The following is a 12,270-nucleotide window of genomic DNA, read 5'->3' as shown; positions in this document are numbered from 1 at the left end:
GCGCTGATCAGGTGCGCCCTACCGGTGTTCGGTCGAGGGCGCCCGAGGCGTCCTCACGACGTCGCTTCGGGGTCGTCTGCCCGTGACCACGCGATCGCGATCAGCTGGCGCAGCACCTCGAGATCGAGGTCGTCGAGCTTCTTGGCGTACACGCAGCTGACGCCCTCCGTGAAAGTGCCCAGCTTCGGAAGCAGTGCGGTGGCCTCCGGCAGGTCGTTCAGTCCGTAGAACGTCAACTGCGCCTTGCGGGGCGAGAACCCGGTCTTGAACCAGTTCCCGCGCGTGCGCGGGTTCGCCCGCGAGATGTAGCGGAAGCTGCCGTATCCCACCATCGTGGGACCCCACATGACCGGATCCGTGCCCGTGACCTCGCCGAAGATCTCGGCGAGCCGAAGCCCTTCCTCACGGCGGCGGGCAGTCGCGGCCGCGTCGAGGAACTGGTGCACGTCCGCATCCGTCGGCACCGTCTTCGGTTCACCCATGACTTAAGTGTGGCACCGACTGCTGCTGGCCCGTCACTCACGAGAGCGGGCTGATCCGCAAAGCGATCGTTCAGCGCGACGACATGGCCCGCGCCCGTCGTTCAAGCAGAAACGGCGTCTCGACGAAGCCGAGGGCTTGATAGATGGCGAGGGCCTGCGAGTTGGCGCTCACCGTAACTCGTGGGATGCCGAGATCGTCAGCGACGACGGTCAATGTGCGGATCAATTGACTGCCTATTCCGCGAGCTCGATGACTCGGCTGCACGAACACGCTCTGGATGTCTCCTGTGCGCCGCTGTCTGTTTCGGATGTCCGGCACTCGCTCGAACACGATGAGCCATGCCATCCCGATGAGCGCCCCCTCGAGCTCCGCAACCTGGCAGATCACGCTGTCGCCCCGCTCCTGCATCCATCGAGCGAGCGAACCAGCGAACTCGGTCCGCTCCGCGTCGGTCGCGGGACTCGGAAGATCCGCCCAGGCTTCCTTCAGCCGGGCCAGCCCGATCGCATCCGCCGGACCCGCGGTTCGTATGCACACCCTGCTATCCACAATATGAGCGTCGGCGCTTGCCCTGCCGAGCGCAAGCGGATCCTCACATGAGCCGTCCGTTTGAGGATCCCAAACGGGCGAAGCCGGCGCAGGTTGACGGCGTCCTCCCGTCCAAGCGTGCCACCTCGGCGGTCAGTCGTGAGGTGGGCGACGCAGTCGCTTGACGTCGGTGCGCCGCTTCTTCGCTTCCAAGCGCCTTTCCTTGGCACCGCGACTCGGACGCGTCGGTCGTCGCGACGGTGACGGCGGCCGCAGAGCGTCGGCCACGACAGCGGCGAGCCGAGCACGCGCAGCATTCCTGTTGCGCAATTGCGCGCGGTGCTCGGATGCGGTGATCGTCAGTACTCCGTCGACAAGGCGACTGCTCAGACGCTCGAGCAGTCGCTCCCGCTGGAACGGAGAGAGGACGGCCGAGCCGGCCACATCCCACACGAGTTCCGCTCGGGAGTCGGCAGTGTTCACGCCTTGCCCGCCGGGACCGGATGACCGCGAGAACCGCCAAGACAGCTCAGACTCGGGGATCGTGAGTCCGGAGCCGATCCGAAGACCAGGACGGTGGGCAGCGGGCATGCATCCATCATCCTCCGATCGGGATGGTTGACCCCGCTCACTGTGTCCCCCACAGTTGAACGGTGCAATGGGCCCTGGCCATCCTCACCGTCGTCGCGTACGCGACGCTGCCGCTCGGCTCCGCGAGCTTCGAGCAGCAGCCGGTGCCGACCCTGCTCGTCGGGCTCGCCTACTCCGTGCTCGCGATCTTCGGGTTCCGCTTCGTCGAGGGGCGCTCGGTCTGGTGGGCGGTGGCGTTCGTCGCTGTGCAGCTGCCGCTCGGGTTCACCGTGTTCACGCTCTCGGGCGCGGCGGTCGGCGCCGTCCTGCTCCTCGTCGTGCTCGTCTCGCAGAGCGTCCTGCTCCTGCCGCTGCCGGTCGCGGCCGTGGTGGCCGCCGCCATTCCACTCGTGCACCTCGGCATGCAGTGGCAGGACGGGTTGCGCGAGGGGCTCGGCACCCTCGCGGTCACGTCCTTCACGCTCGTCGTCACCGAGCTCCTCGTGCGGGAACGGAAGGCGAGAGCCGAGCTCGCCGAGGCCAATGAGCGGTTGCGCGGTTACGCCGCCCAGGCCGAGCAGCTGGCCACCATCCAAGAGCGCAACCGGCTCGCGCGCGACATCCACGACGGCGTGGGTCACCACCTCACCGTCGTGCAGATGATGCTCGAGGCGGCCCGAGCCGTCATTCGCACGGCCGGCCCCGAGCGCCTCGACAGCATGCTCGCCAAGGCGCAGGAGCAGTCAGGCCAGGCCCTCGCTGAGGTGCGTCGATCGGTCGGCTCGCTGCGCGAGCAACGGCCCGCCCTGGCCGAAGCACTGCAGACGCTCGCCGCGGAGTCGACAGACGCGGGCGTTCCGACCGCGCTCGACGTCCATGGCCTCGCCCGCCCGCTCCGCGCGGAGGTCGAGGAATCGCTCTTTCGTGCGGCACAGGAGGGGCTCACCAACATCCGCAAGCATGCCGGCGCGAGCACCGCGGCCGTCGTGCTCGACTACCGGGAGGCCGACCAGGTACGGCTCGAGGTGCGCGACGATGGCCGGGGCCTTCCCGAGATGCCGGCCACGGGCTTCGGGCTCAGGTTGCGCGAGCGAACGACAAGCCTGGGCGGTCGGATGTCCCTGGGCCCGGCCGGCGATGCCGGACTCACGCTCATCGTGGAGGTGCCGGGATGACCGTGCGCGTGCTCGTCGCCGACGACCAGGCGCTCTTCCGCGAGGCGCTCACGACCCTGCTCGAGGTGCAGCCGGGGATCGAGGTCGTCGGCGAGGCGGCCAATGGCGAGGAGGCCGTGCGCTCGAGCGCCGAGTCACGTCCCGACGTCGTGCTCATGGACCTCCGGATGCCGGTGCTCGACGGCATCGCCGCCACTGCACGCCTCCGCGCCGAGCAGCCCGCCGTTCGGGTGCTCGCGCTGACGACGTTCGACGACGACGAGGACGTGTTCGCGGCCTTGCGCGCCGGCGCCGTCGGCTACCTCCTCAAGGACGTGTCGTCGGCGAAGCTCGTCGAGGCGCTCGTCGCGGCCGGGCAGGGCGAGACCGTGCTCCAGCCGTCGGTGGCGGCGAAGCTCGTGGCACGAGTGGCGCGAATGCCGCAGGATGGGCCCTCAACGCGGCATCCGCTCTCCGATCGGGAGGTCGACGTCGTGCGACTGCTCGCCGAGGGACGCAGCAACCGCGAGATCGCCGGCGCCCTCTTCCTCGCCGAGGGCACGATCAAGAACCTCGTCACGAGCGTGTTGTCGAAGCTCGACGTGCGCGACCGCACGCAGGCAGCCCTGCGAGCGCGCGACCTCGGCATTCTCTGACCGGCCGGACACCGACGGTGTCACCGGGTCACCGGCCACCCCGGAACATGACCCGAGGCATGACCTTCGGCACCTGACGGCACCCCTGTGCTCCGCCGAGGATTTCGTGTGTCCGAACGTGAGTCACGAGGAGTAGAGATGAACCACCAAGAGGCGACCGTCCGCCGGCACCCGGCGCTGCGGTTCGCGCAACACGCACTCGAGATGGTGATCGCCATGGTGGTGGGCATGGTCGTGCTCGAGCCGATCTGGTCGTTCGCGTGGCCGGGGCTCAGCGAGAACGTCACCACGCACGTGCTGGTGATGGCCACGAACATGTCGCTCGGCATGGCCGTGTGGATGCGCATCCGCGGCCACGGGCTCGCCGCCATCGCCGAGATGTTCGTCGCGATGTACCTGCCGTTCCTGGTGCTACTGCCGTTCCACTGGGCGGGGGCGATGCCCGCCATGGCGCTCATGACGGCCGGCCACGTGCTGATGGTCCCGGCGATGCTCGTCGCGATGCTGCGCCGCCGACGCGAGTACGGGTGGTGACCGTGCGCACCGTCCTCAAGATCGTCGTGCTCGTGCTCGCCGCGCTGGCGCTTCCCGCCGCCCTGGGCGCGCCCGCCGTCGTCGGTGCGCTGGCTCTCAACGTGCCCCGCACCGAGGCGCATCCGCCACGCCCGCATCGGTAACGCATGATCCGGCCAAGCCGACCGCGGTCGTCGTGGTGGGAGAGCGGGGCGCCGTCGTGTCGGATACGCTCGCGCCCTACGAGATCCTCGCCACCACGGGCGCGTTCAACGTCTACACCGTGGCATTCGAGGCGCACCCGGTTCCGCTGACCGGCGGGCTCGATCTCGTGCCCGCCCTCACCTTCGCCGACCTCGAGCACATGCTCGATGGGCCGGCGGACGTCGTCGTGGTTCCCGCCATGCCCGACGTCGGCCAGCCGACGACGAAGCCCGTCACCGATTGGCTCGCCACCCAGGCGAGCCGCGGGGCACTGCTCCTCAGCGTCTGCAACGGGGCCGGAGTGCTCGCCTCGGCGGGGCTCCTCGACGGGCACCGGGCCACCGCGCACTGGCTGCGGATCGACGAATTCGAAGGACGGTACCCGGCCGTCGGGTGGGTGCGCGGCACGAGGTACGTCGACGATGGCGGAGTCATCAGCACGGCGGGCGTGCTGTCGGGCATCGATGGCACGCTGCACGTCGTCGAACGACTCATCGGAGCGGATGCCGCAGCCGACGCAGCCCAGGCGATCGGGTGGCGGCACCACCACCCGGGCGGCCCGGCTCGAATGGAGCAGTCGGGGCTCGGGCCAGCCGACGCCGTCGTAGCCTTCAACACGGCGTTCGGCTGGGACCGGCCTACCGTCGGCGTACTCCTCACTGAGGGTGTCGGGGAGATCGAGCTGGCCTCGGTGTTCGACACATACGGCGAGTCGCTCGCGGTCGGCACCGTCGCCGTTGGCGCGGGACCGGTGCGGTCACGCCACGGCCTCACGTTCATTCCGAGGGCCGAGACGGCGGCCGGTCTCGACCGTCTCGTCGTGCCCGGCACGCCCGCGCACGACGCAGTCGCCGGGCCCGAGCCGGAGTATCTGCACAACGGTCAAGGATTCCCGTACGACGGCGCGCTGCAGGATCTCGCACGCATCACGGATGTCTCGACGGCGCAGTGGGCGGCGAAAGTGCTCGAGTACCCCATCGACGACCTGGCCCTCAGCGGGCCGGCCTGGCCATGGACGGAGACGCTGCGGTTCGTCGGCCTCGCCGCGGGCGGAGTGCTCGCGGCGCTCGGGGTGTTCGCGCTGGTGCGGCGGGCGGGCGTGCGCGGCGGTTCAGCCGAGGCTCGCCGCGAACGCGATCACGTCGGGGGCAGCATCCTCGAGGGTCGGGAAATGCCGGTGAGCGCCGGCGACCGGGGCCGCGCCGTTCACGCTCCACACCGTCATGCCGGCAGCGAGCCCGGCGGCGACGCCGGAGGGTGAGTCCTCCACGACGAGGCAGCGGGCGGGATCGACCCCGAGCGCCGCGGCGGCCGCAAGGTAGGGATCGGGATGCGGCTTGCCTCGAGCCGTGGTCTCGGCGTCCACGATGACCGCCGGCACGGGGAGGCCGAGCCTGCGGAACCGGCCCTCGACGCGCTGGCGGAGATTGGCGGTCACGAGCGCGCACCGCCCGGCGTCGAGGGCGCGCAGCATCCGCTCGGCACCATGGAACGCCGTGTAGAGGCCGTCGCGCACGTCGTCATCTTCGAGGTCGTCGAAGTGCGCGAGCGCGCCAGCCCTCTCGGCTTGCGGGAGCAACTCGGCCACCGTGTCGACGGGTCGCGTGCGCAGCGCGAGGGCATAGACCTCGTCGCCGTCGAGCCCGAATCGCTCCGACCATGCAGCCCAGATGCGCCGCTGGTTCGCGACGGCGTCGACGAGCGTGCCGTCAACATCGAAGAGCACGGCGCTCGATGGCGGCGTCATGTGATCGCTGCTTGTCAGCTCAGGAGCTGCGGAAGGAAGATGACCGCGAGCACGACGACCAGTATCAGCGCGAAGATGGCGAGGGATCGGTTGATGCGACGGCGACTGATCGTGCCCTTTCTGAACGAGGATCGCGACATCCGGTCCAGGTTGGGAAAGAGCGCCTGGTACGGGGGCTCCTTCTCGGGAGCAGCATCCGACTCCTGCTCTGGCTCGCGATCGTCCTCTTTGCCCATGCCTCCAAGCGTACGCAACGGCTGATCGCTCGTTGTGGCGGCAGGAGATGATCGCCATGGAGCGATTGTCAGGGAGCGTCCCAGAAGCGGTCCTCGGCAGACCCGTCCTCGGAGAACAGGTGCACTGCAGCGATCGCGCCGTCAGCGATGGTGAGCAGGTCGATGCCGGTCATGTCCATGGCGACGCTCTCACGTTGACCGGTGAAACGCACCGGGACGGCAACGAGGTTGCCGTTGACCATCGCCGGGCCCGTAACGGCGAGCTGGAAGGTTCCCCCGCTCACCTCCATCATTTGACCGAGGAGCGCACCTACCCCGTCCAGTCCATGGTGGTCGCCCGAGAAGCGGTTCGCGCCGGGCTGATGCCAGACGACATCGGGGCTGAGGAGCGCCATCGCTGCGGGAACGTCACCGTCGGCAAGCGCATCGAAATAGCGGGTTGCGACGGCTGCGGGGTTCTGGTCGGTCATCTGGGTTCTCCTTCGAGTGTGGACGAGGTAGCCCAAATGGTTACAGTCGGTAACCTGTTACCTCAACGTAACTAAAGGGAAAGATGTGGCGGCACCGGTTTGGGATGTGATGTTGGCCACGTGCCCGTCGCGGACGTCGCTGGCGAGAATCGCGAACAAGTGGACCGCGATGATCGTGATCGCCCTCAGCGAGCGGCGGATGCGGTTCGGTGAGCTGCGCACGAGAGTGGCCGGCATCAGCGGCAAAGTGCTCACGGATACGCTGCGAGATCTCGAGCGGGACGGCATCGTCACCCGGATTGCGTTTGCGGAGATGCCTCCGCGAGTGGAGTACGAACTGACCGCGCTCGGGCGAACCCTCTCGGAGCCGTTGGGGGCACTCGGCCTTTGGGCAGAGCAATACTTCGATCAGGTGCAGCAAGCCCGCGACGCCTTCGACGCGCGGCCGACCCCTTAGTTCGTCTGCTACCGGAGCGCTGCGGTCATCTGAACACGTCGCCCGTACCGAGCAAGCCCGAGTCGGTCCTCCACCTCGACGAGGAACTTATGGAAGTCGGTTGCGGGCTCGGTTTCGACGAAGCCGACGCGTGCGTAGAACGGTGCGTTCCAGGGCACGTCGGCGTAGGTCCGCAGACTCAACTGTTCATACCCGCGACGACGACTCTCATCCATCGCGGCTTCGACGAGACTCCGTCCGTAGCCACGTCGGCCAGCCTGAGGAAGCACCGAAATCTGCTCCAAGTGAGCGTTCCCGTCAATCTCAAGAACGTGCACGAACCCGACGATGCTGCCTGCCTCGGTCTCCTCCGCCACCAAGACGAACCCGGGCTCCGACGCTCTCGACAAGCCAGACGGAGCGGGCTCCCAACCCTCAGGGCTCAGCCGATCGATGAGCATCTGATCGGCGGCGTTCTCAATCGACTCGACCGCCAGGTAATCGTCAGGCGCAATGGGACGGATGGAAATGGACACGAGAAAAGCCTATGGTCGCCGTCCGATGGCCGAGCCGCCTCAGTGCATCAGAGCACGGACCTCCACTTGCGAGAACGTCGTCTCCTCGAGCTTTCCCGCGATCTCGATCGCCCGGTCGAGTGCGTCGACCTCGACGATGTAGAACCCCCCGATCATCTCCTTCGACTCGGTGAACGGCCCGTCGGTGACGAGCACGCGATCGTCGGCGCGTCGCACGACCTTCGCGTCGGTCGGGCTGAGCTCGTTGGAGAGGACGAGCTCGCCGGAAGCGGTGAGCTCTGCGAACACCTCGCGGTGGGCGGCATCCAGCGCCTCCTGGCCGTTCGTGGCCAGATCGTTCCACGCTTCTTCGTTGCCGTAGATCAACAGCATGTACTGCATGAGTGCTCTCCTATCGATGTGGCGAATCATCCGTCACACACACGACGAACGGCAAGCGTCGAATTCGACACCCGTGCGCGTGACTCCGCCACTGATGCGATTTCAGCATCAGCGGCGGAGTCACGGCCGACAGCTGGGCGTGTGCCCCCGGCCCAACTCGCAGCTCGATGCCGGTGCGGTGCGAAAATGAGGAGTGCGCCCGATCTCGACTCGCCCCCTCGTTCGCCGGGCCATCCTGGGCGGCGAAGATTCAGCGGAGGTGGGGCGTCTCGTCGAGGCCTACTTGCGCCAGACGGAGCGGGAGAAGGCGGCGCACTTGCCCGGCGCGCCCAGCGACAATGACGAGCTCCCAGCGAGCTACCGGGCGGAGGCCGAGAATCCGGATGCGGCGTACGCGGGGTCGTCGGTGTACCTGGCGGAGCTGGCCTCCACCGCTGTCGGCGTCGCGGTGCTCAAGAGAGCCGAGGGCGCGACGGAGATCAAGCGTCTCTGGGCTGACCCGGGTGCACGTGGGCACGGTGTCGGATCCACGCTCCTCGACACCGTGCTGCAGGAGCATCCGGGGCCATTGCGCCTCTCGGTATGGGACTGGCGAAGTGACGCGATGCTGCTGTACCTCTCGCGGGGATTCATCCGCGTACCGTCGTGGGATGAGCGGCCTCGCCTCGTCTGCATGGAGCGAGCCGTGGCTTCGGCCTAGCGCCCGCGGCACCGCTACGCTTGACCGCCATGGTTCCCGCGGACGGATTCCGCGTGCGAGACCGCCGAGCCGATCGACTGGCTGCTGGCCGAAGAGCTGCTCGACGAGCGTGGCATCGGCCCAGAAGCATCCGCGTCAGTGGTTGACGTACTGCATCTCCGACGGGTTGTACCGGGCGCCGTGCACGCCGATTCGCTGCGCGAGGGTGTCGAGGTCCGAGAGCTCGTCGGCCGACAGCGGCACATGGGTGGCGCCGGCGTTCTCCTCGATCCGTGAGGTGCGACGCGTGCCGGGAATCGGGACGATCCAGGGCTGCTGCGCGAGCAGCCACCCCAGCGCGATCTGACCGGGTGTGGCGTCCTTGAGGCGGGCGAGCCGCGCGACGTGGTCGACGAGCTCGGCGTTCGCGGCCCGGTTCTCCTCGGTGAACCTGGGGATGGTGGCACGGATGTCGCCGTCGGCGAAGTCCGTGGTCGGAGCGACCGTGCCGGTGAGGAACCCCTTGCCGAGCGGGCTGAACGGCACGAATCCGATGCCGAGCTCCGCGAGCGTGGGCAGCACCTCGGCCTCCGGGTCGCGGGTCCACAACGAGTACTCGCTCTGCAGCGCGGTCACGGGGAACACCGCATGCGCGCGGCGAATGGTCTGAGCGGATGCCTCGGACAACCCGAAGTGGCGAACCTTGCCCTCCTTGACGAGCTCAGCAACCGTGCCCGCGACATCCTCGATCGGCACGTCAGGGTCGACACGGTGCTGGTAGAACAGGTCGATCACGTCGGTGCGGAGTCGCTTCAGGGAGGCGTCGGCGACGCGGCGGATCTGTTCGGGGCGGCTGTCCACCCCGACGCTCTTGCCGTCCTCGATCCGCCACCCGAACTTGGTGGCGAGCTGCACCTGGTCGCGGATCGGCTCGAGGGCCTCACCCACGAGTTCCTCGTTGACGTACGGCCCGTACACTTCCGCGGTGTCGAAGAAGGTCACGCCGAGATCGAGGGCCGAGCGAAGCACGGCGATCATGTCGTCGCGGGTTCCGGGGTTGGGGCCGTAGCTCTGCGACATCCCCATGCAGCCCAACCCGACCGCGGAAACCTCGAACCCCTGACCAAGAGTGCGTCGATGCATGTCACACCTCCGTTGCGTTGCGGTAGTCCTCGTCGGTGACGTGCTCGAACCAGCCGTCGGTCGCGTCGGACCCGTCGCCGGTTTCGAGCATCGCGAGGTGCTCCATGAAGTCGTCGGGCGTGGCGCCGTGCCAGTGCTCCTCGCCGGGTGGGGTGTAGATCGTCTGGCCGGGGGTGGCGCGGATGACGTTCCCGTCGCGGGTGCCGATGAGCGCGACGCCTTGGGTGATGTGGAGGGTCTGCCCCCGTCCGTGCGCGTGCCAGGCGGTGTGGGCGCCGGGGGTGAACCGGACGCGGCTGACCAGCATCCGCTGGTCCCCCTGCTTCGGTGCGGCGAGCGGGTCCACGTACACGTCGCCCGTGAACCGCTCTGCGGGTCCCTGAGTTGTGGGCGGTTTGGATTCGATGTTCATCGGCGCTCCTCTGCTTCGCGGCGGCACGTTCACCGCATGCTGCGATCGCGACCGACGATACGCCGGCGAAAGCGCAAGAGGGATGCCCTGCCAGAACACCTCTCGTTCGATTGCGGAACGCCGGATGCCGCGCTCCGCTGCCAGCACACCCCACCGACCCTGATCAGTGTTGCGTGGCGCTCTCAGCTCATCCTCGTGAGATCGCGTATTGGCAGGGTGCTCGGGTGGGTCGCGATTATCCTTTTCGTGCCGATTGCCGTGCTGACGCTCGCCACGGGTTGGATTCACGACGGTTGGAATGTTCCGACCATCCAGTGCCTTAGCGCCCCTTATCCGGCAAGTGGTGGCCCGTTTCACGAGGGCACCGACGTTTCCGGTCATGCCACGCTTTTCCCGTTGGGGCTTGATTGCACCTACGACGTTCCCGGTGATGCCTTTGGGCCGCAGACGATCCACAATTACCGGTTCGATTCCACGCTCGTGCTCGTGGTCAGCCTGTCCGCAGTCGTTGGCGGCGCGCTCCTGATCAGGCGAGCGCGACGCGTCGAGCAGGAGATCAAGGCATAGCCGGCGCGGCCGAACGGCAATCCAGGGAACGACGACACTTCGACAGCACAGCCGAGCACTGGACAGACTAGGCCGCGGAAAGATAGGGTCCGTAAATACCGAGCGGGCGCTCGGTATTTACTGTCACATCGGACAAAGGAGTCCCATTGCCTGAGATGCCCGATCGCCCCCGAACCACGCATGCATCCGCTCAGCCAGTCAGGATGCTCCTTGGCTTCGCTGCTATCTCGACCTTCGCCATCAGCTCGCTTGGAGTGCCCGCCGCCCAGGCCTCCGAGCCAGCGGGTATCCCGGCCAGCACGGGGAGCGCGTGCGTTCGAGTCATCCCCGCAGGCACCTCGATCTTCGACGTCGCCTTCGAGGGAGAGAGCTTTGCCGTACGTGTGCACGTTCCTGACGCGCCTGTACGCCGCAGCCTGCCGTTGGTCCTCGATCTTCACGGCTCGAACAACAACGCCACGACACAGGCCGATATCTCCGACCTGGAGTCGCTCGCCGACGCGGAGGGCTTCATCGTGGCCACGCCGACGGGCGACATCGCGTTCCCGCAGACCCTGCCCGACGGCAACTGGGCATGGAACGTGCCCGGCGTGCCGCTGACCTCCGGCACCTACCCACCAGCAGGCTCGCGCGACGACGTGGGGTTCCTCACCGCGGTGGTGGACCAACTCGACACGGCCGGATGCATCGACGACCGTCGCGTGTACGCGACCGGGTTCTCAGGCGGCGGCCGCATGGCCTCTGCGCTGGCATGCGATGCCTCTGATGTCTTCGCCGCGATCGCCCCGGTCGCAGGTCTGCGTGCCGGCCGGCCCGATGCGGCCGACCTCTCCAAACCCGAGCCGGGGACGTGCGATCCGGAGCACCCGGTTTCCGTCTTGACATTCCACGGAACGGACGATTTCATCAATCCGTATCAGGGCAACGCCGACCCCCGCTGGGGCTACACCGTGCAGACGGCCGCCTCGACGTGGGCGAGCCTGAACGGGTGCCGCGTGGGTCCCACGACGACCTCGGTGAGCGAGTCGGTCGTCGCATACTCGTGGACCGAGTGCGCCAGCCGCGCCGATGTCGTGCTCTATGAGGTCGCCGGCGGCGGCCACACCTGGCCCGGCACCGACGTGCCGCTCGACCAGTTCGGGCTGGGCGCGGTGACGCGTGAGATCAACGCGTCGTCGCTGATATGGGACTTCTTCAAGGCACATCCGCGCCGCGGCTGATCACGCCGGGCGTGCCCGACGAAGGGCCGAACATATGATGCAACTGTCGCGGCTCGTCATTGCGCCGCGAGCGATAGGAGAGGATCGCACATGCCGCTGACCGGAACCGACACGACCGTCGAGGTCGACATCACGGCGGGCCGCGTGCGCGGCCGTTGGCGCGCGGATGCCGCGGGCCACCGCTCGGCGGCGTTCCTGGGCATTCCCTTCGCCGAGCCGCCCGTCGGCGAGCTGCGCTTCGCGGCTCCCGTGCCGCACCGCACGTGGCACGGCGTGCGCGACGCGCTCGAGTACGGCGCGACCGCGCAGCGCGGCGACCCCGGCGTGACGTTCAT

General features: G+C 68.1%; 18 protein-coding genes and 2 pseudogenes. 10 read left to right on the top strand and 10 right to left on the bottom strand.

Features of this window, described 5'->3' with window-relative positions; all coding sequences use genetic code 11:
- Nucleotides 1-53 precede the first annotated feature (53 nt).
- The 3 genes from QFZ29_RS19325 to arfB all read right to left on the bottom strand — a co-directional run bounded on the left by QFZ29_RS19325 (nt 54) and on the right by arfB (nt 1,602).
- Nucleotides 54-482, bottom strand: coding sequence for a DUF1801 domain-containing protein (locus QFZ29_RS19325; RefSeq protein ID WP_306896190.1), 429 nt, complete (start codon nt 480-482; stop codon nt 54-56).
- Nucleotides 483-552: 70 nt separating this feature from the next.
- Nucleotides 553-1,032 carry a GNAT family N-acetyltransferase gene (locus QFZ29_RS19320; RefSeq protein WP_306896188.1) on the bottom strand — a complete coding sequence of 160 codons (480 nt, stop codon included), beginning with the start codon at nt 1,030-1,032 and terminating at the stop codon, nt 553-555.
- Between the two features lie 132 nt (nt 1,033-1,164).
- Entirely contained in the window at nt 1,165-1,602 is a 438-nt protein-coding gene (gene arfB, locus QFZ29_RS19315) for an alternative ribosome rescue aminoacyl-tRNA hydrolase ArfB (RefSeq protein ID WP_306896187.1), read from the bottom strand.
- A 62-nt stretch (nt 1,603-1,664) separates the two neighbouring features.
- Here arfB and QFZ29_RS19310 point away from each other — a divergent pair, with 62 nt between their 5' ends.
- The 5 genes and pseudogenes from QFZ29_RS19310 to QFZ29_RS19290 form a co-directional block, all read left to right on the top strand.
- Nucleotides 1,665-2,756: a sensor histidine kinase gene (locus tag QFZ29_RS19310; protein WP_306896185.1), complete on the top strand. Its 1,092-nt coding sequence runs from the start codon at nt 1,665-1,667 to the stop codon at nt 2,754-2,756.
- Nucleotides 2,753-3,391 (top strand): response regulator transcription factor, encoded by a 639-nt coding sequence (locus tag QFZ29_RS19305; RefSeq protein WP_306896183.1) that lies wholly within the window; start codon nt 2,753-2,755, stop codon nt 3,389-3,391. Before QFZ29_RS19310 ends, QFZ29_RS19305 begins: the two co-directional genes overlap by 4 nt.
- A 138-nt stretch (nt 3,392-3,529) precedes the next feature.
- On the top strand, nt 3,530-3,925 hold the full coding sequence (locus QFZ29_RS19300; protein ID WP_306896181.1) for a hypothetical protein: 396 nt from the start codon (nt 3,530-3,532) through the stop codon (nt 3,923-3,925).
- Entirely contained in the window at nt 3,922-4,068 is a 147-nt protein-coding gene (locus tag QFZ29_RS19295) for a hypothetical protein (RefSeq protein ID WP_306896179.1), read from the top strand. Before QFZ29_RS19300 ends, QFZ29_RS19295 begins: the two co-directional genes overlap by 4 nt.
- A 32-nt stretch (nt 4,069-4,100) precedes the next feature.
- Nucleotides 4,101-4,583 (top strand): annotated as a pseudogene (locus QFZ29_RS19290) (DJ-1/PfpI family protein); the annotation flags it as partial.
- Between the two features lie 636 nt (nt 4,584-5,219).
- On the opposite strand, the gene QFZ29_RS19285 reads toward QFZ29_RS19290, so the two are convergent.
- The 3 genes from QFZ29_RS19285 to QFZ29_RS19275 form a co-directional block, all read right to left on the bottom strand.
- Nucleotides 5,220-5,855, bottom strand: a complete 636-nt coding sequence (locus QFZ29_RS19285) for an HAD family hydrolase (RefSeq protein WP_306896177.1) — start codon at nt 5,853-5,855, stop codon at nt 5,220-5,222.
- A gap of 14 nt (nt 5,856-5,869) precedes the next feature.
- Complete coding sequence (locus QFZ29_RS19280; protein ID WP_306896175.1) at nt 5,870-6,091, bottom strand: hypothetical protein; 222 nt, start codon at nt 6,089-6,091, stop codon at nt 5,870-5,872.
- Nucleotides 6,092-6,159: 68 nt separating this feature from the next.
- On the bottom strand, nt 6,160-6,561 hold the full coding sequence (locus QFZ29_RS19275) for a nuclear transport factor 2 family protein (RefSeq protein ID WP_306896173.1): 402 nt from the start codon (nt 6,559-6,561) through the stop codon (nt 6,160-6,162).
- Nucleotides 6,562-6,670: 109 nt separating this feature from the next.
- On the opposite strand from QFZ29_RS19275, the gene QFZ29_RS19270 reads away from it, so the two are divergent.
- A complete protein-coding gene (locus QFZ29_RS19270; RefSeq protein WP_306896822.1) occupies nt 6,671-7,018 on the top strand; it encodes a winged helix-turn-helix transcriptional regulator in 348 nt (115 codons plus the stop codon).
- Between the two features lie 8 nt (nt 7,019-7,026).
- Here QFZ29_RS19270 and QFZ29_RS19265 read toward each other — a convergent pair whose 3' ends face one another.
- Nucleotides 7,027-7,533, bottom strand: coding sequence for a GNAT family N-acetyltransferase (locus tag QFZ29_RS19265; protein WP_306896171.1), 507 nt, complete (start codon nt 7,531-7,533; stop codon nt 7,027-7,029).
- 39 nt (nt 7,534-7,572) lie between these two features.
- Nucleotides 7,573-7,914 carry a YciI family protein gene (locus QFZ29_RS19260; RefSeq protein WP_306896169.1) on the bottom strand — a complete coding sequence of 114 codons (342 nt, stop codon included), beginning with the start codon at nt 7,912-7,914 and terminating at the stop codon, nt 7,573-7,575.
- Between the two features lie 259 nt (nt 7,915-8,173).
- On the opposite strand from QFZ29_RS19260, the gene QFZ29_RS19255 reads away from it, so the two are divergent.
- On the top strand, nt 8,174-8,614 hold the full coding sequence (locus tag QFZ29_RS19255) for a GNAT family N-acetyltransferase (RefSeq protein WP_306896167.1): 441 nt from the start codon (nt 8,174-8,176) through the stop codon (nt 8,612-8,614).
- Nucleotides 8,615-8,749: 135 nt separating this feature from the next.
- On the opposite strand, the gene QFZ29_RS19250 is transcribed toward QFZ29_RS19255, so the two are convergent.
- Together QFZ29_RS19250 and QFZ29_RS19245 are read right to left on the bottom strand one after the other, a co-directional pair.
- Complete coding sequence (locus QFZ29_RS19250; RefSeq protein WP_306896165.1) at nt 8,750-9,736, bottom strand: aldo/keto reductase; 987 nt, start codon at nt 9,734-9,736, stop codon at nt 8,750-8,752.
- 1 nt (nt 9,737) lies between these two features.
- Complete coding sequence (locus tag QFZ29_RS19245) at nt 9,738-10,148, bottom strand: (R)-mandelonitrile lyase (RefSeq protein WP_306896164.1); 411 nt, start codon at nt 10,146-10,148, stop codon at nt 9,738-9,740.
- A 246-nt stretch (nt 10,149-10,394) separates the two neighbouring features.
- Between QFZ29_RS19245 and QFZ29_RS19240 the strand changes: the two genes are divergently transcribed.
- The 3 genes and pseudogenes from QFZ29_RS19240 to QFZ29_RS19230 all read left to right on the top strand — a co-directional run.
- Nucleotides 10,395-10,715, top strand: a complete 321-nt coding sequence (locus QFZ29_RS19240) for a hypothetical protein (RefSeq protein ID WP_306896162.1) — start codon at nt 10,395-10,397, stop codon at nt 10,713-10,715.
- A gap of 155 nt (nt 10,716-10,870) precedes the next feature.
- On the top strand, nt 10,871-11,935 hold the full coding sequence (locus QFZ29_RS19235; protein WP_306896820.1) for an extracellular catalytic domain type 1 short-chain-length polyhydroxyalkanoate depolymerase: 1,065 nt from the start codon (nt 10,871-10,873) through the stop codon (nt 11,933-11,935).
- Between the two features lie 90 nt (nt 11,936-12,025).
- A pseudogene (locus tag QFZ29_RS19230) lies at nt 12,026-12,268 on the top strand (carboxylesterase family protein); the annotation flags it as partial.
- Nucleotides 12,269-12,270 lie beyond the last annotated feature (2 nt).

It is taken from the genome of Agromyces albus (assembly GCF_030815405.1).
In the GTDB taxonomy this organism is placed as follows: Bacteria; Actinomycetota; Actinomycetes; order Actinomycetales; family Microbacteriaceae; genus Agromyces; species Agromyces albus_A.
Note: the sequence above shows the minus strand (reverse complement) of the source record. Positions and strands in the feature narration are given on the sequence as shown.

What these genes read in the sequence shown, in the direction of transcription:
- QFZ29_RS19325 (WP_306896190.1), bottom strand. Translation starts at nt 482, where the DNA reads ATGGGTGAACCGAAGACGGTGCCGACGGATGCGGACGTGCACCAGTTC.
- arfB (WP_306896187.1), bottom strand. Translation starts at nt 1,602, where the DNA reads ATGCCCGCTGCCCACCGTCCTGGTCTTCGGATCGGCTCCGGACTCACG.
- QFZ29_RS19305 (WP_306896183.1), top strand. Translation starts at nt 2,753, where the DNA reads ATGACCGTGCGCGTGCTCGTCGCCGACGACCAGGCGCTCTTCCGCGAG.
- QFZ29_RS19300 (WP_306896181.1), top strand. Translation starts at nt 3,530, where the DNA reads ATGAACCACCAAGAGGCGACCGTCCGCCGGCACCCGGCGCTGCGGTTC.
- QFZ29_RS19285 (WP_306896177.1), bottom strand. Translation starts at nt 5,855, where the DNA reads ATGACGCCGCCATCGAGCGCCGTGCTCTTCGATGTTGACGGCACGCTC.
- QFZ29_RS19280 (WP_306896175.1), bottom strand. Translation starts at nt 6,091, where the DNA reads ATGGGCAAAGAGGACGATCGCGAGCCAGAGCAGGAGTCGGATGCTGCT.
- QFZ29_RS19275 (WP_306896173.1), bottom strand. Translation starts at nt 6,561, where the DNA reads ATGACCGACCAGAACCCCGCAGCCGTCGCAACCCGCTATTTCGATGCG.
- QFZ29_RS19270 (WP_306896822.1), top strand. Translation starts at nt 6,671, where the DNA reads ATGTTGGCCACGTGCCCGTCGCGGACGTCGCTGGCGAGAATCGCGAAC.
- QFZ29_RS19260 (WP_306896169.1), bottom strand. Translation starts at nt 7,914, where the DNA reads ATGCAGTACATGCTGTTGATCTACGGCAACGAAGAAGCGTGGAACGAT.
- QFZ29_RS19250 (WP_306896165.1), bottom strand. Translation starts at nt 9,736, where the DNA reads ATGCATCGACGCACTCTTGGTCAGGGGTTCGAGGTTTCCGCGGTCGGG.
- QFZ29_RS19245 (WP_306896164.1), bottom strand. Translation starts at nt 10,148, where the DNA reads ATGAACATCGAATCCAAACCGCCCACAACTCAGGGACCCGCAGAGCGG.
- QFZ29_RS19235 (WP_306896820.1), top strand. Translation starts at nt 10,871, where the DNA reads ATGCCCGATCGCCCCCGAACCACGCATGCATCCGCTCAGCCAGTCAGG.